The 21395-nt window shown below is 70.9% G+C and carries 20 protein-coding genes and 1 riboswitch; of the genes, 15 read left to right on the top strand and 5 right to left on the bottom strand.

The window, feature by feature from the left end; genetic code table 11:
• Positions 1 to 6: 6 nt before the first annotated feature.
• From VF612_RS15200 to trpD, 3 genes are all read left to right on the top strand, one after another.
• Positions 7 to 1044, top strand: coding sequence for a cytochrome c oxidase assembly protein (locus tag VF612_RS15200; protein WP_408660695.1), 1038 nt, complete (start codon positions 7 to 9; stop codon positions 1042 to 1044).
• On the top strand, positions 1044 to 1460 hold the full coding sequence (locus VF612_RS15195) for a hypothetical protein (RefSeq protein ID WP_408660694.1): 417 nt from the start codon (positions 1044 to 1046) through the stop codon (positions 1458 to 1460). Before VF612_RS15200 ends, VF612_RS15195 begins: the two co-directional genes overlap by 1 nt.
• A gap of 95 nt (positions 1461 to 1555) precedes the next feature.
• On the top strand, positions 1556 to 2569 hold the full coding sequence (gene trpD, locus VF612_RS15190) for an anthranilate phosphoribosyltransferase (protein ID WP_408660712.1): 1014 nt from the start codon (positions 1556 to 1558) through the stop codon (positions 2567 to 2569).
• A 93-nt stretch (positions 2570 to 2662) separates the two neighbouring features.
• Here trpD and VF612_RS15185 read toward each other — a convergent pair whose 3' ends face one another.
• Both VF612_RS15185 and VF612_RS15180 read right to left on the bottom strand, forming a co-directional pair.
• Complete coding sequence (locus VF612_RS15185) at positions 2663 to 2950, bottom strand: Lrp/AsnC family transcriptional regulator (protein ID WP_408660693.1); 288 nt, start codon at positions 2948 to 2950, stop codon at positions 2663 to 2665.
• Positions 2947 to 4734: a DEDD exonuclease domain-containing protein gene (locus VF612_RS15180; protein WP_408660692.1), complete on the bottom strand. Its 1788-nt coding sequence runs from the start codon at positions 4732 to 4734 to the stop codon at positions 2947 to 2949. The genes VF612_RS15185 and VF612_RS15180 overlap by 4 nt, the downstream gene beginning before the upstream one ends.
• Positions 4735 to 4940: 206 nt before the next feature.
• On the opposite strand from VF612_RS15180, the gene VF612_RS15175 reads away from it, so the two are divergent.
• The 4 genes from VF612_RS15175 to VF612_RS15160 all read left to right on the top strand — a co-directional run bounded on the left by VF612_RS15175 (position 4941) and on the right by VF612_RS15160 (position 9113).
• Complete coding sequence (locus VF612_RS15175; RefSeq protein ID WP_408660691.1) at positions 4941 to 5156, top strand: hypothetical protein; 216 nt, start codon at positions 4941 to 4943, stop codon at positions 5154 to 5156.
• 151 nt (positions 5157 to 5307) lie between these two features.
• Positions 5308 to 5467: riboswitch (cyclic di-AMP (ydaO/yuaA leader) on the top strand.
• 69 nt (positions 5468 to 5536) lie between these two features.
• Complete coding sequence (locus VF612_RS15170) at positions 5537 to 6625, top strand: C40 family peptidase (protein ID WP_408660690.1); 1089 nt, start codon at positions 5537 to 5539, stop codon at positions 6623 to 6625.
• A 104-nt stretch (positions 6626 to 6729) separates the two neighbouring features.
• The gene (locus tag VF612_RS15165; RefSeq protein WP_408660689.1) at positions 6730 to 7989 is read left to right on the top strand and encodes a hypothetical protein; all 1260 of its coding nucleotides are present in this window, start codon (positions 6730 to 6732) and stop codon (positions 7987 to 7989) included.
• Complete coding sequence (locus tag VF612_RS15160; RefSeq protein WP_408660688.1) at positions 7986 to 9113, top strand: glycosyltransferase family 4 protein; 1128 nt, start codon at positions 7986 to 7988, stop codon at positions 9111 to 9113. The genes VF612_RS15165 and VF612_RS15160 overlap by 4 nt, the downstream gene beginning before the upstream one ends.
• 105 nt (positions 9114 to 9218) lie before the next feature.
• On the opposite strand, the gene VF612_RS15155 is transcribed toward VF612_RS15160, so the two are convergent.
• Positions 9219 to 11027 (bottom strand): AMP-dependent synthetase/ligase, encoded by a 1809-nt coding sequence (locus VF612_RS15155; RefSeq protein WP_408660687.1) that lies wholly within the window; start codon positions 11025 to 11027, stop codon positions 9219 to 9221.
• Between the two features lie 96 nt (positions 11028 to 11123).
• On the opposite strand from VF612_RS15155, the gene VF612_RS15150 reads away from it, so the two are divergent.
• The 6 genes from VF612_RS15150 (at position 11124) to VF612_RS15125 (ending at position 15758) form a co-directional block, all read left to right on the top strand.
• Positions 11124 to 11507: a polyketide cyclase / dehydrase and lipid transport gene (locus VF612_RS15150; RefSeq protein ID WP_408660686.1), complete on the top strand. Its 384-nt coding sequence runs from the start codon at positions 11124 to 11126 to the stop codon at positions 11505 to 11507.
• Positions 11508 to 11573: 66 nt separating this feature from the next.
• Positions 11574 to 12011, top strand: a complete 438-nt coding sequence (locus VF612_RS15145) for an SRPBCC family protein (RefSeq protein ID WP_408660685.1) — start codon at positions 11574 to 11576, stop codon at positions 12009 to 12011.
• A 48-nt stretch (positions 12012 to 12059) separates the two neighbouring features.
• Positions 12060 to 13004 carry an ROK family glucokinase gene (locus tag VF612_RS15140; protein ID WP_408660684.1) on the top strand — a complete coding sequence of 315 codons (945 nt, stop codon included), beginning with the start codon at positions 12060 to 12062 and terminating at the stop codon, positions 13002 to 13004.
• 307 nt (positions 13005 to 13311) lie between these two features.
• The gene (locus VF612_RS15135) at positions 13312 to 13731 is read left to right on the top strand and encodes a DUF4232 domain-containing protein (RefSeq protein WP_408660683.1); all 420 of its coding nucleotides are present in this window, start codon (positions 13312 to 13314) and stop codon (positions 13729 to 13731) included.
• Positions 13732 to 13824: 93 nt separating this feature from the next.
• Positions 13825 to 14535 (top strand): S1 family peptidase, encoded by a 711-nt coding sequence (locus VF612_RS15130; RefSeq protein ID WP_408660682.1) that lies wholly within the window; start codon positions 13825 to 13827, stop codon positions 14533 to 14535.
• 311 nt (positions 14536 to 14846) lie between these two features.
• A complete protein-coding gene (locus tag VF612_RS15125) occupies positions 14847 to 15758 on the top strand; it encodes a S1 family peptidase (RefSeq protein WP_408660681.1) in 912 nt (303 codons plus the stop codon).
• A 174-nt stretch (positions 15759 to 15932) separates the two neighbouring features.
• Here VF612_RS15125 and VF612_RS15120 read toward each other — a convergent pair whose 3' ends face one another.
• Entirely contained in the window at positions 15933 to 16691 is a 759-nt protein-coding gene (locus VF612_RS15120) for an SDR family NAD(P)-dependent oxidoreductase (protein WP_408660680.1), read from the bottom strand.
• A 65-nt stretch (positions 16692 to 16756) separates the two neighbouring features.
• Between VF612_RS15120 and VF612_RS15115 the strand changes: the two genes are divergently transcribed.
• Both VF612_RS15115 and VF612_RS15110 read left to right on the top strand, forming a co-directional pair.
• Positions 16757 to 17956 (top strand): cysteine desulfurase-like protein, encoded by a 1200-nt coding sequence (locus VF612_RS15115; RefSeq protein WP_408660679.1) that lies wholly within the window; start codon positions 16757 to 16759, stop codon positions 17954 to 17956.
• Positions 17957 to 18078: 122 nt separating this feature from the next.
• The gene (locus tag VF612_RS15110; protein WP_408660678.1) at positions 18079 to 20736 is read left to right on the top strand and encodes an AMP-binding protein; all 2658 of its coding nucleotides are present in this window, start codon (positions 18079 to 18081) and stop codon (positions 20734 to 20736) included.
• Between the two features lie 118 nt (positions 20737 to 20854).
• Here VF612_RS15110 and VF612_RS15105 read toward each other — a convergent pair.
• Positions 20855 to 21395: Na+/H+ antiporter NhaA (locus tag VF612_RS15105; RefSeq protein ID WP_408660677.1), on the bottom strand; the 541-nt coding region annotated here is incomplete at its 5' end.

Here is a 21395-nt window from a genome sequence, read left to right as displayed (position 1 = left end):
GGAAGGGTGCTCCGTGCCGCGTTCTCACTCGCTCCGGTGCTTGCCCACGGCGGCGAGTCCGAGGGCGGGACGCCGCCGGAGATCTTGCCCCGATTCACCCCGATCAGGCTGTTCACCGAGTTCGAATTGGACTGGTTCCTGCTCCTGCCGCTGCTGATCGTGACCGGGCTCTACCTGTGGGGCGTCTGGCAGCTGCGGCTTCGCGGGGACCACTGGCCTCCCGGCCGGACGGTGGCCTTCCTGGCCGGTGGCGTCGGCGTGATCGCCTTCGCCGGGTTGAGCGGGCTGGGCGCCTACGACACCACCATGTTCTCGCTGCACATGATCCAGCACATGCTGCTGGCGATGGTGGCGCCGATCTTCCTGGCGCTGGGGGCGCCGGTCACGCTGGCCCTGCGCACCGCCCCGCACGGGTTCCGCTCGGCCCTCCTTGCGGTGCTGCACAGCCGGCTGGCGAGGTTGCTGACCTTCCCGCTGATCGGCTGGGGGGTCTACGTGGCCAGCCCGTTCGCGCTGTACTTCACCGGCTGGTACCCCGCCACCCTGGACAACCCGGTGTTGCACGAGATGCTGCACCTGCACTTCCTGCTGGTGGGCGCGCTGTTCTTCTGGCCGATGGTCGGCATCGATCCGATCCCGGGACGGCAGTCCCACCCGTTCCGGTTCCTGATCCTGGTCTCGACGCTGCCGTTCCACGCGATCCTCGGGCTGTCGATCTACACCCAGACGACGGTGATCGCGGCCAGGCACTACGAGGGGCTCAACCTCGGCTGGCTGGATCCGCTGACCGACCAGCGGGTCGGCGGCGGCCTGCTGTGGAGCTCCGGCGAGCTGGTCGGGCTGATCATGCTGGGCGTGGTGGTCGTGCAGTGGATCAGGGCCTCCGAGCGCGAGGGGGCCCGGGAGGACCGCCGGCTGGACCGGCTGGAGGCCGCCGAGGCCGCGGCGCTGAGCCGGGAGGCGGCCACGCCCGTCCCGCTGGATACGATGGCGCTCGATGACGTCCGGCCCACCGGTTCTGCGAAGAAGGAAGTTCACAGCTGATGACCTCGCCTCGCTCCCTCACCGTCGTGGTCTACAGCCAGCTCCCCGACCTGCGGGCGAAGGTCCGTAGCGCGGTGGGCCGCCGGGCAGCTCCGGACCTGGGGCGGATCGACTGGGTCGAGTGCGCGAACTACAGCCAGCTCAGGAACCAGCTGGACTCCGGCGACATCGACCTGGTGATCGTGGACGGCGACGCCCAGCCCAGCGGCGGCATCGGCCTGTGCCGGCAGTTCAAGAACGAGATCACCGACTGCCCGCCGATCATCGTGCTGCTGGCCCGTTCACAGGACCGCTGGCTGGCGACCTGGTCGCAGGCAGATGCCACCATCGTGCGGCCGATCGATCCGGTGCTGGCGGCCAGCACCGTCGCCCAGATCCTGCGGGACCGGGATTCCGCCATTCCGGTCGTGCGTTGAGCCTCACCTGACTCCGTGACCGAACTGACTCCGTGACCGCGCCCAGCCAGGGTTCAGCCGGCCAGCACAGCTGGCCCGAGGTGCTCGCCTCCCTGATGCGTGGCCAGTCGCTGTCCGGCGAGGCTGCCGCCTGGGCGATGGCCGAGATCATGGCCGGCGAGGCGACCGCCGCGCAGCTGGCCGCCTTCGCGGTGCTGCTGCGGGCCAAGGGCGAGACCCCCGCGGAACTGGCCGGCCTGGTTCGCGCCATGCTGGCCCGGGCGGCTCCGGTGCGGCTGGACCAGCCGGCGGTGGACGTCGTCGGCACCGGGGGAGACCGGGCCCAGACCGTGAACATCTCGACGATGGCGGCGCTGGTGACGGCCGGGTCCGGCCGGACGGTGGTCAAGCACGGCAACCGCGCGGCGTCCTCGGCCTGTGGCACCGCGGACGTGCTCGAAGAGCTCGGGGTGGCCATCGACCTGCAGGCCGACGGGGTGCAGGCGACCGTCGCCGCGGTGGGCATCGGGTTCTGCTTCGCGCCGGTCTTCCACCCCGGCATGCGGCACGCCGGCGGTCCGCGCCGGGAGCTCGGCGTCCCGACGGCCTTCAACTACCTCGGCCCGCTGACCAACCCCGCCCGGCCGGCGGCGGCGGCGATCGGGGTCTACGACGGGCAGATGGCGCCGGTGATGGCTCAGGTGCTGGCCGACCGCGGCGATCGCGGCATGGTGTTCCGCGGCGACGACGGGCTCGATGAGCTGACCACGACCACGACGTCGAAGGTCTGGCTGGTGTCCGGGGGCGCTGTGCGCGCGGATGTGTTCGACCCGTCGTCGGCCGGGATTCCCGCGGCGGAGCCGGCCGCGCTGCGGGGTGGGGCGGCGCCGTTCAACGCGGAGGTGGTCCGGCGGCTGCTGGCCGGTGAGACCGGGCCGGTGCGGGATGCGGTGCTGCTCAACGCGGCGGCGGCGATCGCCGCGTTCGACGGCGTGCTGGATTCGGCGGGGGCGGCTGTGCAGTACGGCCTGCCGATCGCCGCGGCGTCCATCGATGACGGGTCCGCCGCTGGGTTGCTGCAGCGCTGGGCCGGGCTCAGCCGGCAGCTCCGCGCCGACCAGGCTCGCTGACCGCTCGCGGTTGGGTGGCCCGCCGGCCCGAGCCCGTCGGGCAAGCGGTCCCCAGGTCCGCAGGCCCGAGCCCGTCGGCTCAGGTCCGTGGGGCTACTCGGGGGCGGAGTAGCCGATCGAGAACGCCGACTCCAGATCGTGCCGGGAGTACGCGCGGAAGGCCACGTGGGTGTCGGTGCTGAGCACGCCCTCGATCCGGCTCAGCCGGCCGGCGATGACGTCGGCGATCTGGTCGAACTCACGGACCCGCACGATCGCGATCAGATCGACGTCGCCGGCGACGCTGTACACCTCGCTGACCCCGTCCAGGTCGGCGATGGCCTGGGCCACCTCCGGAATCCTGTTCGCCGCAACCCGGACCATGACGATGGTGGTGATCATGCGCTGATCCTAGAACCCGCGACGGCCCGGTTGGGCTGGTGCAGGACCGGAAGCCGCCGGCGGTCGGCGAACGGCTGGGCCTGGCGGCGCGCGCCGTCGGCCGAGACCAGCCAGCTGCGCAACCGGGCGGCGCCGGCTGCCGGAGAGCTCCACGGATGACTGGCCGACACCAACCGGATGCCCGGCTGGTTGAGCCAGCGCAGCAGCAACTCGGTCTCCTCGACGGTGGCGACGGTGGCCAGGGTGGCCGAGGGAGAGGTCTGGTCGACGATCTCGGCGGATTCCAGGAGCGTCGCCACGATCGGCATCGGGGGCACCCCCCGGGGCGCCACCTCGGCTCCAACCAGGCGGCCATGCCGGATGACCACCAGCTCCCAGCCGCCCTCCCCGTCCGGAGCGGCAGCGACCAGCTCGGCGATCCGGGTCAGCGAGACCAGCGCCTGCATCCGGGCGCAGCTGCGCACCAGGGTGGCGATCCGGTCGCGTACCGCCGCGGCCTCCTCGTAGCGCTGGTCGGCCGACAGCGCGGCCAGCCGGCGCCGCAGCGGCTCGATCAGCACCGAGACATCGGCGCGCCAGGCCTGCACGACGGTGTCGACCAGCCGGGCATAGTCCTCGGGAGACACCCTGTCCTCGCACGGCGCCGAGCACTTGCCGATCCCGGCGAGCGCGCAAGCATGGCGGACGGGCCGGCCGGGCGCCAGCCGGTCGGTGCACTGCCGCAGCTGGACGGCGTCGTGAATCGCGTCACGCAGCTGCTCGGCCTGCCTGGTGGAGCGCAACGGGCCGAAGTACTGGGCGCCGTCGGGCTTCGCCTGGTGCACCACCGACAGCCGCGGAAAGGGCTCCCTGGTCAGCTTGAGCCAGATCGTGCGGTCGCTGTGCTTGGACCGCCGGTTGTAGCGCGGCTTGAGCGAGGTGATCAGCCGCAGCTCGCGGATCTGGGCCTCGAGGGGATGGGCACAGACGATCGACTCGACGGATTCGGCCAGGCCCACCATCTCGCCCATCCGGCTGCGGGTCTCCGACGCCACGAAGTACTGCCGCACCCGGCTGCGCAGGTCCTTGCTCGTCCCGACGTAGAGCGGTTGGCCGGCGGCGTCGTTGAACAGGTACACCCCGGGCGCGTGCGGCAGCGGGTCGGCCAGATGCCGCTTGCGCCGCTGGGCGTCGGTGACCTGGGAGGTGAACGCGCGCAACTCCGGCAGCGAGTGCACCCCGAGGTTGCCGAGCCGTCCCATCAGGGCGTGCAACACGTCCACGGTCGCCCGGGCATCGGCCAGTGCCCGGTGGTTCGGGGCGGTCGACGAGCGGAAGAAGGCGGCCAGGGTGCTGAGCTTGCAGTTGGGCACCTCGTCCCGGGTGAGCACCCGGCGGGCCAGCAACGCGGTGTCGAGCACCGCCGGATTGGGCCAGCGCCGCTCCTGACGCGCGCAGGCCGCCTTGAGGAAGCCGATGTCGAAGGGCGCGTTGTGCGCGACCAGCACCGCTCCGGCCGCGAACTCCAGGAACGAGGGAAGCACGGCATCCAGGGACGGGGCGGTGGCCACCATCCGGTCGGTGATGCCGGTGAGAACGCTGACGAACGGGCTGATCGGCACCCCCGGATCGACCAGGGTGGCGAACTCGCCCAGCACCTCGCCGGCCCGTACCTTGACCGCTCCGATCTCGGTGATGGAATCCGCGCCCGAGGCGCCGCCGGTGGTTTCGAGGTCGACCACCACGAACGTGGTCGCCTGCAGTGGCTCATCGAGGCAGTCCAGGCTGAGCTGGCCTCTGGTCATCACCGTCATAATCGAACACGCTAGCGGTAAGCTCCGACGAAATCGTCTCGGATCGCCTGCTGGGCGGCGCTGTCTCGGCTCCCGTTCGCTGTCCGGACGAGCCTGCCGCAGGTCCTGGCGGACCGACCCAGCCAAAACTGTCAGTGCCCTTACTTACGGTGTAGCCATCCTGCGGGACTACAGCCGCCGGCTAGAAGGAGGATCAGATGCTCATCGACTGTGACAGCTGCGCGGCTCGCGATATCAGCTGCGGAGATTGCGTGGTGGCTGCCCTGCTGGGTCCGCGTCGTGGCTCGGTCGAACTCGACAGCGCCGAGCAGGATGCCCTTGGCGTGCTGGCCAGTGGCGGCCTGCTGCCGCCCCTGCGCCTGGTGCCGACCCGCCCTCCGGAGGATCCGCACACCCGCACCGCAATTGCCTGAATTGTTCAGTCGGTGTGAGAAACCGACACGCCGACACGGCCGGGTCGGATTGCTGAATCCCGTCACCGTCACGTAATCTTTCCGAGACCTTCCGGTTGCCGCCTCCCGACGGGAGGCACCGGGAGCACCGCCGAATCGGCGTCGATGGCAGCCAATAGAGGTGCTGGGCTGCTGGAGCCGAACCGGGGACCCAGGTTATCTGGGGTGAATCGGAGTGACGGGGCGCTCGACGACCCGGTACGGCCATGCTCCGTAGGGCTACTTCCAAGCCCGAACCCGACAGCTAACTCGGTAGGCGGTCGAGTGGAAGAGGAGTTCCGCCAACTGTGGCGTTGACTCGTGTCACGCGGCTTTGCCGCACCGTTCTAGCTTCCCTGGTTGTGACCGGCGCCGTGTTGGCGGCCCCGCTGGCTGCCCAGGCCATACCCCATCCGGAGGCTCCGGCTCCCAAGACCTCCAAGCAGGTCACCGTCAGGCTGCATGAGCTCGCCAAGGCCAGCGAGCAACTGGCCGAGCAGCTGAACCAGGCCCAGATCGACGTCGTCGCCGCCCAGCGGGCCGCCGCTGAGGCCACCCGGGTCGCCGCTGCCGCCCAGGTCCGGGCCCGCGTCGCGCAACGGCAGCTGGCCACGTCGCTGGCCTCGCAGTACAAGGCGGCCTCGTTCAGCCGGACCGCCGCGCTGCTGGCCAGCAGCTCCACCGACGGCTACCTGCAGACGATCCAGTCGATGAACCTGCTCACCCAGCACCAGAGCGTGGTCGCGCTGACGGCGAAGAAGGCGATCTCGACCTCGGACGCGGCCGCTGCCCGGGCCAAGGCCGCTGCGGACGCAGCGGTCGCCAAGCGGGCCCTGATCACCAAGCGGCAGGCCGACCTGGCCAAGCAGGTGGCGAAGTACAAGGCCCTGCTGGCAACCCTGACCGCCGCGGAACGGGCGAAGTACTACAACCCGGTTCCGCAGCCGTCGGCGACCGTGGTCGCCAGGGTGATGGCCCGCGCGATCGCGCCTGCTCCGGCCCCTGTCAGCCGCTGGACGCGCACATCCCAGCCTTCGCAGCAGTCCCAGTCCTCCCAGCCCTCCCAGCCCTCCCAGCCCTCGCAGTCTTCGCCGGCCTCCCGTGGCGCCGGCGCGGCCATCTCCGCCGCCCGCGCCCAGCTGGGCAAGCCGTACGCCTGGGGTGGCAGCGGGCCGAACTCCTTCGACTGCTCGGGACTGACCGCCTGGGCCTGGCGGGCGGGCGGTGTCGGCCTGCCGCACAACGCCGCCGCGCAGCAGGGCATGGGACGTTCGGTCAGCCGCGGCGCCCTGCAGCCCGGTGACCTGGTGTTCTTCGGCTCGCCGGCCTATCACGTCGGGCTCTATATCGGTGACGGCATGATGATCCACGCTCCGACGACCGGTGACGTCGTCAAGATCTCGTCGCTGTCCTACATGAGCGATTACTCAGGTGCCACCCGGGTCGGGTGAGCCAGCCAGCTGACGCGAACGGGCGGGAACCGGTAACGGTCCCGCCCGTTCGGCCGTCCCGGCGCACGCGCGGCGGGCTGGCAGTCCTGGCGGCGGCGCTCGCCGTGGCAGTGCTCGCGAGCCTGGTGGTCCTGCTGGTCCAGCACCGCCGGGCCGAGCCCGGTCAGGCCACGGCGGCCGGTCCGGATTCCACCGACGTCGCGGCCGTGCTGAGCGTGCTGCGCAGGCATGCCGCCGCGCTGATCGACCGCGACCAGCAGGCCTGGACGGCGGACCTGGACGACTCGGCAGCCGCGGCCGGCTACGCCGGACGGCAGCGGCAGGTGTTCGCGAACCTGGCGCAGGCGCCGCTGGACGCCTGGCGGTACGTCCTGATCGCGCCGGTCACCGACTCCAACGTGCTGGCCCCCGCCGCGGCGCGGCTGGGTGGCCAGGTGGTGATCGTGCACGTCGAGCTGCAGTACGCCCTCGCCAAGGTCGATCCGGCGCCGACCGGCAAGCAGCTGTGGCTGACCGGCGTCCGGCGCGGGGCGGGCTGGAAGCTGGCGGCCGATGACGACGCGGCCGGCGCCGGTGGCGCGTCCTGGCGCGGGCCGTGGGACTTCGGGCAGCTGCTGGTACGGCGTGGCCCGCACACCCTGGTGCTCGCGCACCCGGCACACCGGCAGGATGAGGCGGTGTTCGCCGACCTGATCGAGACGTCGCTGCCGGTGGTGACCAGGGTCTGGGGCCGGGACTGGAACAACCAGGTCGCGGTGCTGATCCCCGACACCCCGCAGGAGTTCGCGGCGGTCACCGGCGGCCAGGCCGACAGCCATGAGCTGGCCGCCGTGGCAGTCGCCGACCAGGTCCGTCCGGACGGTGTGGTGCTCGGCGCCCGGATCGTGATCAACCCCACGAACCTCGCGCGGTTGGACGCCGCCGGCCGCCGGCTGGTGGTCGCCCACGAGCTGAGCCATATCGCCTCCCGGGCCGTCACCTCCGACCAGATGCCGACCTGGCTGATCGAGGGGATGGCCGATTACGTCGGCAACCTGGACTCGGGCCTGTCGGTGGCCGCCACCGCCGCCGAGCTGGCAGCCGACGTCCGGGCCGGCAAGGCGCCGTCCGCGCTGCCGTCCGATGCCGAGTTCACCGGCAGCAGCGCCTTGCCGCAGGCGTATGAGAAGTCCTGGCTCGCCTGCCGGCTGATCGCCGACCGGGTCGGCCAGGACGGTCTGGTGCGGTTCTACCGGGTGGTGGCCGAGGCCGCCGGCGTCGATCCGGCGACGGCGGTGGCGATCGGGCTGCGGCAGGTGCTGCGCACGGACGTGGCGGCGTTCACCGCGGCCTGGCGGTCCTACCTGATCGGCCAGCTGCGATGAGCACCCGCAGGTTGCTGATCGTGACCAATGACTTCCCGCCCCGGCAGGGCGGCATCCAGTCCTTCGTGCATGAGCTCGCCCGGCGGCTGCCGGCTGATCAGGTGGCCGTCTACACCTCGAGCTACCCGGGCGCGGCGGCGTTCGACGCGGAGCAGGGCTTTCCGGTCCGCCGCCATCCCGGCGGCCTGCTGATCCCGACGCCGGCGGCGCGGCGCAAGATCCTGCAGGCCCGCGCGGACTTCGGCAGCACCGCTGTGTGGTTCGGGGCATCGGCGCCGCTCGGGTTGCTGGCGGGACCGCTGCGCCGGGCCGGGGTGCGGCGGATCGTGGCCAGCAGCCATGGGCATGAGGCCGGCTGGGCGATGTTGCCGGTGGCCCGCCAGGCGCTGCGCCGGATCGGCAGCCAGGTCGACGTGGTGACCTATCTGGCCGAGTACACCCGGCGGCAGGTGGCCGGCGGCTTCGGTCCCCGCGCCACCCTGGCGCAGCTGACCCCGGGGGTGGACCTCGACACCTTCAACCCGACCGTCTCCGGAGCGGCGGTGCGGCAGCGGCACGGCCTGACCGGCCGTCCGGTGGTGGTCTGCGTCTCCCGGCTGGTGCCCCGCAAGGGCCAGGACGTGCTGATCCAGGCGATGCCCGCCATCGTGGCGAAGGTGCCGGAGGCGGCCTTGCTGATCGTCGGTGGCGGCCGTTACGAGCAGCGCCTGCGCGCGCTGGCCGAGCACGTCGGGGTGGCCGACCGGGTGGTCTTCACCGGCCCGGTGCCCGCGGCGGAGCTGGCCGAGCACTTCGCGGCGGGCGACGTGTTCGCGATGCCGTGCCGGACCCGGCGGTGGGGGATGGACGTCGAGGGGCTGGGCATCGTGTTCCTGGAGGCGTCCGCGGCCGGCCTGCCGGTGGTCGCCGGCGACTCCGGTGGCGCTCCGGAGGCGGTCCGGCAGGGGATCACCGGCGAGGTCGTGGACGGCCGGGACGTCGCGGCAGTGGCCCAGCAGGTCAGCAGCCTGCTCGCGGATCCGCGGCGAGCCGCGGCGATGGGCGCGGCAGGCCGGCGCTGGACCGAGCAGTCCTGGCGGTGGGACGCGATGGCCGACCGGCTGGCCGGCCTGCTCCAGCTGTAGCCGGCCAGTGGTAGCAGCGGCCAAGTGGTAGCCGGCCAGCCGGTGATAGCAGCCGGCCAGTGATAGCCGGCCAGCTAAGGGCTCAGCGGTAGCGGCCGCTGCAGGTCAGCTCCGGGCCGACCCGGAATAGAGCGCCGCGATGTCGTCGGCACACTCGGTCATCACCAGGTTGCGCTTGAGCTTCAGCGACGGGGTGAGCTGGCCGCCGGCCTCGGTCCAGTCCTTGCCCAGGATGGTGAACTTCTTGATCGCCTCCGCCTGGGACACCGCCTTGTTGGCGTCGTCGACGGCCTGCTGGATCTCGGCGTGCAGCTCCGGGTCCTGCGCCAGCTCGGCCATGCTGAGGTCGGCCTTGCCGGCCTTCTCGGCCCAGGTGGGCATCGATTCGGGGTCCAGGGTGATCAGCGCGGCGATGAAGGGCTGCTGGTCGCCGACCACCAGGCACTGGCTGATCAGCCAGTGTGCCCGGACCCGGTCCTCCAGCACCGCCGGCGCCACGTTCTTGCCGGCGGCGGTGACGATCAGCTCCTTCTTGCGTCCGGTGATCGTGACGAAGCCGTCGTCGTCGATCTCACCGATGTCGCCGGTGTGGAACCAGGTCTTGCCGCCCTTGTCCTCCAACGCCTCCGCGGTGGCCGTCGGGTTCTTCCAGTACCCGTCGAACACGACCGGGCCGGCCAGCAGGATCTCTCCGTCGTCGGCGATCTGGACGCTCATCCCGGCGACCGGCCGGCCCACCGAGCCGACCTTGATCTGGTCCTCGACGTTGAGGCAGGCGCCTGCCGTGGTCTCGGTCAGGCCGTAGCCCTCGTAGATCGTCACCCCGATGCCACGGAAGAAGTGCCCGAGCCGGGCGCCCAGCGGCGCCCCGCCGGAGATCGCGGCGATGCACCGGCCACCGAGCGCGGCCCGCAGCCGGGAGTAGACCAGCTTGTCGAACACCCGGTGCTGCAACCGCAGGGCGGGACCGGCGCCGCGGCCGTCCATGGCCTCGGAGTACCTGATCGCCACCGCCTCGGCGCGGTCGAAGATCTTGCCCTTGCCGTCGGCGTGGGCGCGCTGCTTGGCGGTGTTGTAGACCTTCTCGAAGACCCGGGGGACGCTCAGCACGAAGGTCGGCTGGAAGACCGCGAAGTCGGCGATCAGGTTCTTGATGTCGGCGGTGTGCCCCAAGGTGCAGCCGGTGGCGATGGCGCCCATCTCGATGGCCCGGCCGAAGACGTGCGCGATCGGCAGGAAGAGCAGCGTCGAGGAGTTGGAGTTGAACAGGTTGCCGAGCCGGCTGGCCACCTCCGACACCTCGGACAGGAAGTTGAGGTGGGTCAGCTCGCACCCCTTGGGACGGCCAGTGGTGCCCGAGGTGTAGATCAGCGACGCCAGGTCGCTGGGCTTGCTGGCCGCGAGCCGGGCGTGCACCTGCTCCGGGTCGACGTCGGCGCCGGCCGCGGTCAGCTCGGCGACCGCGCCGTCCTCGATCTGCCAGACATGGCGCAGCTGCGGCGTCCGGCCGCGCACCTCCTCGACGATCGCGGCGTGTGCTGCCGTCTCGACCACCACCGACTCCGCCTCGGAGTCCGACAGGATCCACTCGACCTGCTCGGCCGAGGACGTCTCATAGATCGGCACCACCACCGCGCCCACGGCCAGCGCCGCGAAGTCGAACAGCGTCCACTCGTAGCGGGTCTTGCTCATCAGGGCGACCCGGTCACCGGCGGAGATGCCGGCCGCGATCAGGCCACGGGCGACGTCGAGCACCTGCTCGGCGAACTCCGCGGCGGTCACGTCTCGCCAGCGGTCGCCGTCGCGCACCTTCAGCGACACCAGGTCCGGACGCGTGCTCGCATTGTCGAAGACGTACTGGGCCGCGTTGTTCTGCGGGGGTGCACCGGCACTGGGGATGGTCAGCTCACGCACTCGATCGCCTCTCGAGGAGATGTGTCTGTGTGCAAGGTAGCTTGGACGGGCAGGGTAGCCGAACCACCGGTTGCCTGGCGTGTCATCCTGCCCGCTATGCAACCGCCGGTGCATCTGATCGACGAAACCTGGATCGACGCCTTGCCTGCAACAGTGTCGGCCGTGGTGGCCGATCCAGCCAACTGGCAGCGGTGGTGGCCTTACCTCACGCTCACAGTAACCCGGGACCGGGGCGTCAAGGGCATGCAGTTCGCGGCCGCTCCGGCGCCCGGGAGCGGCTGGCCGGCCCTGACCGGAACCGTGGAGATCTGGCTGGAGCCGTTCAAGACCGGGGTCATCCTGCACCACTTCCTGCGGCTCGAGCCCGCCGGTGGCCAGCCCTTGACCGCCCGGGCGGCCCGCCGATGGACCCGGGAGGCCGGCTGGCATGCCAAGCAGGTGTTCTGGCGGCTCAAGGACGAACTCGAAGCCGGCCGCTGAACGCCCGACCGGCGATCCGCGGGCCAGCCGCCGCCGGCCCGTGAACTCGGCGGTAACCTTCGGATCATGGCCGATGAGTCAACCCAGTCGATCACCATCAACGCAGCTCCGGCCGCCGTGATGGCGGTGATCGCCGATTTCGCCGCCTACCCGCAGTGGGCGAAGTCGGTGACCTCCGCCGAGGTGACCGTGCCGGGGGAGAACGGCCGCGCCAAGCAGGTCGCCTTCAAGATCGATGCCGGCGTGATCCGGGACGACTACGAGCTGGCCTACGACTGGCACGGCGAGCGCCAGGTGTCCTGGACGCTGGTCCGGGGCCAGATGCAGAAGTCCCAGCGCGGCTCGTACACCCTCACGCCGGCCGGCGCCGGCGCCACCGAGGTGACCTACAACCTCGCCGTCGACCTCGCGATGCCGATGCTGGGCATGCTCAAGCGCAAGGCCGAGAAGGTCGTGATGGACACCGCGCTCAAGGAGCTGAAGAAGCGCGTTGAGGCCGGCTGACCCGGGCGCTCGGGTGACTTCCTTCCAGGCCGACCCGGGTGGCTGTTGATGGCGCTGGCGATCGGGGTCGACATCGGCGGCACCAAGGTCGCTGCCGGGGTGGTGGACGACGAAGGCCGGGTGATCGACAGCACCCGGCGTCCGACCCCCGGATCCGACGTCGCCCGGACCGAGGCGGTGATCGCCGAGGTGGTCAACGAGCTGTCGGCCAGGCACCGGGTGTCGGCGGTCGGCATCGGAGCGGCCGGCTGGATCGCCAACGACCTGGCCACCGTGCTGTTCAGCCCGCACCTGGCCTGGCGGGACGAGCCGCTGCGCGACGCGCTGGCCGAAGCCATCGGGGTGCCGGTGGTGGTGGAGAACGATGCCAATGCCGCGGCCTGGGCCGAGTACCGCTACGGCGCGGCCCGGGGCGCCCGGGTGGCGGTGATGGTGACCATGGGCACCGGGATCGGCGGTGGCCTTGTGGTCGACGGGGTGCTCTACCGCGGCGCGTACGGGGTGGGTTGCGAGTACGGCCACATGTGCGTGGTGCCCGACGGCCGCCGGTGCGCCTGCGGCAACCGGGGCTGCTGGGAGATGTATGCCTCGGGCAGGGCGCTGGCCCGCGATGCCCGCGAGCTCGCCGACGTCTCGCCGGTCGGGGCGCACCGCCTGATGACCCTCGCCGGGGGTGATCTGAACCAGCTGACCGGGCCGCTGGTCACCGAGGCGGCCCGCGAGGGGGATCCGGCGGCGGTGGAGATCTACACCGCGATGGGACGCTGGCTGGGCCGGGGCCTGGCCAACCTGGCGGCCGTGATCGACCCGACCGTGTTCGTGATCGGCGGCGGGGTGTCCGAGGCCGGTGACCTGCTGCTCGGCCCGGCACGGCAGGCGTTCGGGGAGAGCCTGACCGGGCGGGGCTTCCGTCCGGCGGCCGACATCCTGCTGGCCGAGCTGGGCCCGCAGGCCGGCCTGGTGGGCGCTGCTGATCTGGCCCGCCGTGGCTGAGCCGGGCCAGCCTCAGGCTGACCTGCCCCGCCGTGGCTGAGCCGGGCCAGCCTCAGGCTGACAGGCGCTCGACCGGCTCCCCGGTGAGCCGGAAACCGATCTGCCTTGCGAACAATTCTCCCCGTTCTGCCAGGCGCCGCTATCGATCTGGATGACTGCCCAGCCGGCGCGGACATGCAGTCCGACGCGACAGGCAGTCGCCCCACTTTCGGCAGAAGTATTCACCCCCGCCGATCATCGGAATTCGAGTGCGGATGTAACCACCTGGGTTTGCCCGGGCGGCAGGGCAGAGGCAATGCTGGCACTCATGACCGATACCGACGCTGCTGAAGCGAGTCCTGAAGACGTCACCTTCACGCTCACCTGGCTGGCCGAGGACGGCGCGCTGTCCGGCGTGCTCGAGGCGCGCAACGTCAGCCAGCGCCGGGTGCGGCTGTCCGGCAAGCCCGGCCTCACCCCGCTGGATGCCGACGGGCAGCCGCTCGACGCGATGGCGATCGTGACCCTGGAGATGCGGATGCCGGGCTATGTCGAGCTCGACCCCGGCGAGTCGGCGCGGTCGAAGATCGGCTGGGCAGGCTGGGACGGCCCTGCGGCCAGCGGGATCGTGCGCGTCGAGTGGCCGGGGGGACAGGCCGACGTGCCGGCCTCCGGCCCCCGCCAGCCCTCGGCGACAGGCCCGGCGACCAACCTGTGGAGCTCCTGGTTCGACCGGGTCGCTGCCTGATCGCGTCGCCCAGTACCAAGTTGACGCAGATCTGCCCGATGTGGGGTAATTTGCCAGGTTAGGCACTGGCGTGCTCTGCTTCCGGAGGCTGTAGTGAGACCGATCCCCATTCCTTCCCGCACCTGCGCGATAGCGGTCGCTGTCAGCACGCTGGCGGCAGGCGCCCTGCTCACCGCTCCGGCCATCCAGGCCGCCCCGCCGACGACAGCCGCCGCCTCCGCCGTCAGCGCGACGAGCTTCCGGGGAGGCGATCCGATCCCCGGCACTCGCTGCACGATCGGGTTCAACGTGCGCGACAGCAGCAATGTGTACTACTTCCTGACCTCCAGGCGCTGCGGCGTCAACGTCGGCTACGTCTTCTACACCGACTCCTCGCGCACCACGGTGCTGGGCACCACCGTCGGCATCAGTCCCTCGAACAAGGACTACGCGATCGTGAGGTACGCCAGCGGCATCTCCCACCCCGGCGCCGTGAACACGTACAACGGCGCCAGCCAGGACATCACCTCGGCCGCCACTGCGTACGTCGGCGAACCGGTCAAGCGCAGTGGCAGCGTCACCGGCGTCCGCAGCGGCAGCGTGACGGCCACCAACGTCACGGTGTACTACGCCGAAGGCGCCCTCATCGGCATGATCAAGACCAACATCTGCTCGGAGAGCGGCGACTCGGGAGGTCCGCTGTTCGACGGCGCCAAGGCGATCGGCCTGGCGTCCGGCAGCAGCGGAAACTGCAGCAGCGGCGGCACCACGTTCTTCCAGCCGGTCACCGAGCCGCTGGCGGTGTACGGCGTCACCGTCTACTAACCACCACCGGGCTCGCTTCTCGGCGGTCGTGTTTTGCCGGTTCGCTACCTGCAAACGCTTTAGAACGGCCTTGTTTTGAGTAAGTCAATCTGATGTGGGGAAATTGTCAGCTTAGTGTATGCAATACGTTAAGCAATGCAGTCATACTGATTGTTGCTCTTGTCCGAATAAGCCATCTCGTGATAGACCTGGAAGCACCTCGGAAATTGCCCGTCGCATCGACGCGCGCCTGTCAACCCCCACACGGCGCGCTGGTGGACGGCCCCCGCCGAGTCCCGTGAGCGTCCTACCCCCAGGCCGCTCTGTCCCTCATGAGGAGGCTCGTAGTGAGTCGTATCCGCATCACCGGCGCCGTCGCTGTCGCCGTTGGCACCCTGGCAGCAGGCACGCTGCTCATCGCTCCCTCCACCCAGGCCGCTCCGGCCTCCACGGCAGCGTCGCCCGCTTCGGCAAGCGCAGTGCTGCACGCCCTCGACAAGTCGGCTCGCATCCCCGGCAGCGCGTGGTACGTCGACACCAAGACCAACCAGGTCGTCGTGTCGCTCGACCAGACCTTCGCCGGCGCCAAGCTCGCCAAGATGACCGCGGTCACCTCCCAGTTCGGCAGCGCTGTGCGCATCGAGCGGGTGGCCGGCACCCTCACCAAGTACATCGCCGGTGGCGACGCCATCTACGGCGGTGGCTCACGCTGCTCGCTCGGCTTCAACGTGCGCAACAGCGCCGGCACCACGTACTTCCTGACCGCCGGCCACTGCACCAACATCGCCTCGACCTGGTACGCCAACTCCTCGCAGAGCACGGTGTTGGGCAACCGGGTGGGCAGCAGCTTCCCGGGCAACGACTACGGGATCGTGCAGTACACCAACACCTCCATCTCCAAGCCTGGCACCGTCAACCTGTACAACGGCTCCACCCAGGACATCACCTCCGCGGCGAACGCCTACGTCGGTGAAGCGGTCAAGCGCAGCGGCAGCACCACCGGTCTCCGCAGCGGCAGCGTGACCGCGCTCAACGCCACGGTGAACTACGCCCAGGGCACGGTCACCGGTCTGATCAGGACCACCGTCTGTGCTGAGCCTGGCGACTCGGGTGGCGCGCTGTTCGACGGCACCAAGGCGCTCGGCCTGACCTCCGGCGGCAGCGGCAACTGCTCCAGCGGTGGAACCACGTACTTCCAGCCGGTGACCGAGGCGCTGTCGGTGTACGGCGTCAACGTCTACTAGTCCGTCCCGGAAACCAAGTACTGCATTCCCTCCAGGCAAGTAGCAAGTCCCTCCAAGTAAGCAAGTCCCTCCAGTAAGTAGCACCAGGCCGGCCGCTCGCGCCTCGCGCGGGCGGCCGGTCCTGTCATGCTCCCGCGGGCTCTGGCCTCCGGATGGCTCGGCCGTCCCTGCGGCTCAGCGGAGGTAGGAGGCCCCATTCGCGTCGAGGACCGAGCCGCTGACCCACTCGGGCGCCTCGGTGGCGAGCCAGCCGACCACCGCCGCGATCTCGGATGGGGAGGCGACCCGTCCGAACGGGCTCTGCGCCCGCACCGCGACGCCGTCCGGGCCGTCCAGGACGCCGCGCGCCATCTCGGTGTCGACGAAGCCGGGGGCCACCGCCGCCGCCATGATGCCGTGCGGCGACAGGGCAACCGCCAGGGACTGCGTCATGGCATGCAGCGCCGCCTTGCTGGCGCCGTAGGCGGGGTTGGCGGGCTCGCCGCGGTACGCGCCCCGGGAGCCGACGCTGATCAGCCGGCCGCCCACCGGGCCGGCCTGGCGGCGCAGCAGGTGGTCCACGGCCAGCCAGGAGAGGTTCGCCGGAGCCATCAGGTTCAGCTCCAGCGTCGTCCGCCAGGCCTGCTGCCAGTCGGCATAGGACGTGGCGTCGATCGGGTGCGCGGTGTAGATGCCGGCGTTGTTGACCAGCACGTCCAGGTCGCCCAGCCCTTCGACGACCTCGGCGATGACCCGCGCGCAGCTGTCGGCCGAGGTCAGGTCACCGGTCACGGCGAGGTGCCCGTCGCCGGGCAGCGCGTCGCGTACCCGCTGGGCAGCGGCGGTGTCGCGCCCGGCGTGCACCGCGACCCGGTGGCCGGCCGCGGCCAGCGCGTGCGCGATGGCGGCGCCGATGCCGCGGCTGGCTCCGGTTACCAGGCTGCAGGTGGTCACGGCCGCGACGTTACCGGGCGTCGCCGCGGGTGGAGGGCGAGCGTCGCGGATGAGAGAGTAAGGCCATGAGCTTCGATGTCGCCGCGGTCCGTGCCGAGTTCCCCGCGCTGGCCGCCGGCGCCGCGCACTTCGACGGGCCGGGCGGCTCGCAGACGCCGCGAGTGGTGGCCCGCGCCATCCACGACACGCTGGTCTCGCCGATCGCGAACCGGGGCACGGTGACCCGGGCCGAGCGCAGCGCCGAGGCCATCGTGGGAGGGTCCCGGGCAGCGCTGGCCGACCTGCTGGGCGCCGACCCGGGCGGCATCGTGTTCGGGCGCAGCATGACCCAGCTGACCTTCGACATCGCCCGGACGCTGGCCGATTCCTGGTCCGCCGGTGACGAGGTGGTGGTCAGCAGGCTGGACCACGACGCCAACGTGCGGCCCTGGGTGATCTGGGCCGAGAAGGCCGGCGCCACGGTGCGCTGGATCGACTTCGACCCCGAGTCGACCGAGCTGACGCCCCAGCACGTCGCCGACCAGCTCAGCGACCGCACCCGGCTGGTCGCGGTGACCGGCGCCTCGAACCTGATCGGCACCCGGCCGGATCTCGCCGCGATCGCCGAGCAGGTGCACGGCACGGGCGCGCTGCTCTACGTCGACGGGGTGCACCTGGCCGCGCACGCCGGCATCGACATCGCCGCGCTCGGGGTGGACTTCTTCGCCTGCTCGCCGTACAAGTTCTTCGGCCCGCACTTCGGGGTGCTGGCCGCGAGCCCGGCCCTGCTCGAGACGCTGCAGCCGGACAAGCTGCTGCCCTCGACCGATGCGGTGCCCGAGCGCTTCGAGCTGGGCACGCTGCCGTACGAGCTGCTGGCCGGCGCCACCGCGGTGGTCGACTTCATCGCCGGCCTCGGTGGCGAGCTTGCCGGTGACCGGCGGGAGCGGATCCTGGCGTCGATGGCCGCGGTCGACGAGCACGAGGACCGGTTGCGCCAGCGCATCGAGGCGGGTCTCGCGGAGCTCGAGAGCGTGACGCTGCACTCGCGCGCCCGGCATCGCACTCCGACGCTGCTGCTCACCTTCGCCGACCGGTCGGCCGGCGATGCCTACCGGTTCCTCGCCGAACTCGACGTCAACGCGCCGGCCGGGACGTTCTACGCCTACGAGCCCGCGCGCCGGCTGGGCCTGGCCGACGGCGGGCTGCGCGTCGGGCTCGCCCCGTACAACGACGACTCCGACGTAGACCGGCTGCTCGACGGGCTGGCCAAGTTCGTCGGCTAACCGACCAGCGAGCCGCAACCAGCGTCGCGCGGCTCGTCCGGCAAAGTCCGACCCACCCCGAGGGCGTAGCGGCCTGCACTTAGGTTAGGGTTCCCTTACTTGATCACGACGGTGGGGGTGCTGTGCGCGCGTCGATCCTCAGCGACAGCTTCGTCGACCGGCTGGCCGACTTCGAGCAGGCCCCCGCGCTGCTGAGTGGCGACGAGGTCGTCTCCTATGCCGACCTCGACGTTCGGGTCGAGGAGACCCTGGAGCGGCTGGGAGCCGACCGAAGGCTGATCCTGCTGCATGGCAGCAACACGCTCGAGTCCGTGGTGACCTATCTCGCCGCCCTGCGAGGTGGCCATCCGGTGATCCTGGTCGACGTCGCCCGCAGGGAGCAGGTCGCTGAGCTCTGTGCCCGGTTCGATCCCGACCTGGTGGTGGAGCCGGGCGGTTGGCAGGAACGGCGGCTGACCAGCCGGCACGAACTGCATCCGGACCTGCGGTTGCTGTTGTCGACGTCGGGCTCGACCGGGTCGCCCAAGCTCGTCCGGCTGTCGGCGAGCAACCTGCAGAGCAACGCCGCCGCGATTGCCGACTACCTCGGCCTGACGGCAGAGGATCGGGCGATGACCAGTCTGCCGCTGGCCTACAGCTACGGGCTGTCCGTGCTACACAGCCATCTCCAGGTGGGGGCGAGCGTCGTGCTGACCGAGCACTCGGTTCTCGATCCCGGGTTGTGGTCGCTGGCCCGCTCGCACTCGGTGACCTCCTTCGCCGCCGTCCCGCACACCTTCGCCTTGCTCAACCGGACGTCCGAGCGCTGGTACGACGTTGCGAGCCTGCGGTACGTGACATGCGCCGGCGGACGGCTGGACCCGGCGGAGGTCCGCCGCTTGGTGAACCTCGGTGATCGGCACGGCTGGCAGCTGTACGTGATGTACGGACAGACCGAGGCCACCGCCCGGATGGCCTACCTGCCGCCGGCGCAGGCACGGGCCCACCCGGAGTGCATCGGGCACCCGCTTCCCGGCGGCGTGCTCCGGGTCGACCAACCGGATGCCGATGGGGTCGGAGAGCTCGTCTATTCGGGCCCGAACGTGATGATGGGTTACGCCGAGGGTTCCGGTGACCTGGCCGCGGCTCCGGTGCTGACCGAGTTGCGAACCGGCGACCTCGGCCGGCAGCCGGCTTCCGGGCTGTTCCAGGTGGTGGGCCGAACCCGTCGCTTCGCCAAGCTGCTCGGCCACCGGATCGACCTGGACCGGCTCCAGTCGGCGCTGGCCGCCCTCGATCCGACGCTGGTCTGCCACAGCGACGATCAGCGACTGCTGGTCGGGGTGACGACCGCTGACCCGCTGAGGGTAGGCGACGCTGCCGCCCGGCTGACCGGCCTGCCTCCCGGCCTGGTGTCGGTACGCCAGTACCCCGAATTGCCGCTGCTGCCCAATGGCAAGCCTGACCTTGCCGCGCTGTGCGGCCTCGACGAACCGGACACCGGCTTCCAGAGCGGGGCCCCTGAGGTCGCCGACTCCGAAAGCGCGGTGCGGGCCGCCTATGCAGAGGTGCTTGGCTATGACCGGGTGGACCCGCACGCGAGCTTCGTCGAGCTGGGTGGGGACTCCCTCAGCTTCGTCGAGATGGCGTTCCGGTTGGAGAAGCTGCTGGGGCGGCTGCCGCTGGACTGGCCGCGGCTGAGCATCCGCGAGCTGGCCGCCGGCTGTGATCGGGGGGCCTCGGCCAGCGGGGCCCCAGCGGAGTCCGACTGCCAGCCACCGCAGCAGTCGGTGGCCGCGCGCGCACGACGGCGCCGGTGGGTGGCCGACCTGGACACCAGCATGGTGCTGCGCGCGCTGGCGATCCTGATGGTGGTCCTGGTGCATCTGAAGGTCACCAGCGTTCGCGGCGGGGCGCATCTGCTGCTCGGCGTGGCCGGCTACACCTTCGCGCGCTTCCCGCTGGCCGCCGTCCGCGACAGCGACCGGGTGGGCGGGCTGCTGCGCTCGCTCGCCCGGTTCGCGGTGCCGAGTGTGCTCTTCATAGGGGCAGTGGCAGCCGCGAGCGACAGCTATGGCTGGACGAATGCCGTGCTGCTCAACCAGGTCCTCGGCCCGCCGAGGTGGGCCCAGAGCTGGAACTTCTGGTTCATCGAAGCCCTGGTGACCATCCTGGGCGCGCTGGCGATCCTGCTGGCGGTGCCGGCCGTGCGGCGGTTCGAACGCCGGCACCGGGTGCTGCTGCCGGCCCTGCTGCTGGCGGTCGGGCTGCTGCTGCGCGCCGACGTGCTGAGCACGGGCGAGACCACGCTGCGCTACAGCCGCACCCACCTGGTGTTCTGGGTCTTCGTGCTCGGCTGGCTGGTCCAGGTCAGCTCCGGGGTCGCCGGGCGGCTGCTGGTGAGCGCGGCGGTGCTGGTCACGTTCGCCGGGTACTTCCCGGACGAGCCTTCGCGTGGGGTGGCCGTGCAGGCCGGACTGTTGCTGCTCACCTGGCTGCCGTGTCTGCCTCTCCCGCGGCTCCTCGCGCCGCTGCTCAGCCGGCTGGCGTCGGCGTCGCTGTGGATCTACCTGACGCACTGGCTCGTCTGGCCGCCCCTGCTCGGCCTCGGCCTACCGCGACCCCTCATCGTGGTCGCCTGCCTGGTTGTCGGAGTGCTCGCCAGCACAACGGTGAACCGGCTCGAGCAGACCGTCACCCGGCTGGCGCGCGCGACCCGGAAAGGTGGTGCCGGGGATGCATCCGGCGTAGACCAGCATGAGCAACTGTCGGCTCGGCGTACCTATGCGGCTGCTAGGTAGGGGCGAGGCGACAGGGGCCTAGCCTGGACGGTTCGAGGAGGTCAGATCGGAGCGTCTGGAGTCATCACCTGCGGACAGAACAGGCGGTCGCAGTGCCAGGCTGATCGACCAGGAACGATCAGGCGTGGCGAGCAGCGCGGCGGTAGGCGCGGTTGCGCAAACGGAGCACAATGGCGGCCAGCACAGCGGCGAGCAGGGAGCCGGCAAGAACGCCGACTTTGCCGTACTCATCGCGTGGACTGCCCGCGCCGTAGGCGAGTTCGCTGATCAACAGGGACACGGTGAATCCGATCCCACCCAGCAGTGACAGGCCGGCGACGTCGCTCCAAGCCAGGCCATCGTCGAGGTCGGCCTTGGTAAAGGTAGCCACGAGATAGGCGGTGACGAAAATGCCGACGCTCTTGCCGATCACCAGCCCCGCCGCGATGCCCAAAGCAACCCGGTTGGTGAGCGAGGAGGTCAACCCGGACCAGCCGCCCACCGCCACGCCAGCAGAGCAGAACGCGAACACCGGCACCGCGAAGCCGGTAGATATGGGCCGGAGTCGATGTTCGAAATGCTCGGCCAACCCTGGGCCGGCGTCCTTACCGCCGGCAGCCTGGCTGCGGATCACTGGCACGGTTAATGCCAGCAGCACCCCCGCAACGGTGGCATGCACA

Origin of the sequence: Jatrophihabitans sp., assembly GCF_036388195.1 — a bacterium.
GTDB lineage: Bacteria > Actinomycetota > Actinomycetes > Mycobacteriales > Jatrophihabitantaceae > Jatrophihabitans_A.
The sequence above is the reverse complement of the archived record's forward strand: the minus strand, read 5'-3'. Positions and strand labels throughout refer to the sequence as shown.

Coding starts and splice junctions, on each gene's coding strand:
- VF612_RS15140 (WP_408660684.1), top strand. CDS start 12,060: ATGGCGCTGGCGATCGGGGTCGACATCGGCGGCACCAAGGTCGCTGCC.
- VF612_RS15160 (WP_408660688.1), top strand. CDS start 7,986: ATGAGCACCCGCAGGTTGCTGATCGTGACCAATGACTTCCCGCCCCGG.
- VF612_RS15180 (WP_408660692.1), bottom strand. CDS start 4,734: ATGACCAGAGGCCAGCTCAGCCTGGACTGCCTCGATGAGCCACTGCAG.
- VF612_RS15185 (WP_408660693.1), bottom strand. CDS start 2,950: ATGATCACCACCATCGTCATGGTCCGGGTTGCGGCGAACAGGATTCCG.
- VF612_RS15145 (WP_408660685.1), top strand. CDS start 11,574: ATGGCCGATGAGTCAACCCAGTCGATCACCATCAACGCAGCTCCGGCC.
- VF612_RS15115 (WP_408660679.1), top strand. CDS start 16,757: ATGAGCTTCGATGTCGCCGCGGTCCGTGCCGAGTTCCCCGCGCTGGCC.
- VF612_RS15195 (WP_408660694.1), top strand. CDS start 1,044: ATGACCTCGCCTCGCTCCCTCACCGTCGTGGTCTACAGCCAGCTCCCC.
- VF612_RS15125 (WP_408660681.1), top strand. CDS start 14,847: ATGAGGAGGCTCGTAGTGAGTCGTATCCGCATCACCGGCGCCGTCGCT.
- VF612_RS15175 (WP_408660691.1), top strand. CDS start 4,941: ATGCTCATCGACTGTGACAGCTGCGCGGCTCGCGATATCAGCTGCGGA.
- VF612_RS15150 (WP_408660686.1), top strand. CDS start 11,124: ATGCAACCGCCGGTGCATCTGATCGACGAAACCTGGATCGACGCCTTG.
- trpD (WP_408660712.1), top strand. CDS start 1,556: ATGCGTGGCCAGTCGCTGTCCGGCGAGGCTGCCGCCTGGGCGATGGCC.
- VF612_RS15135 (WP_408660683.1), top strand. CDS start 13,312: ATGACCGATACCGACGCTGCTGAAGCGAGTCCTGAAGACGTCACCTTC.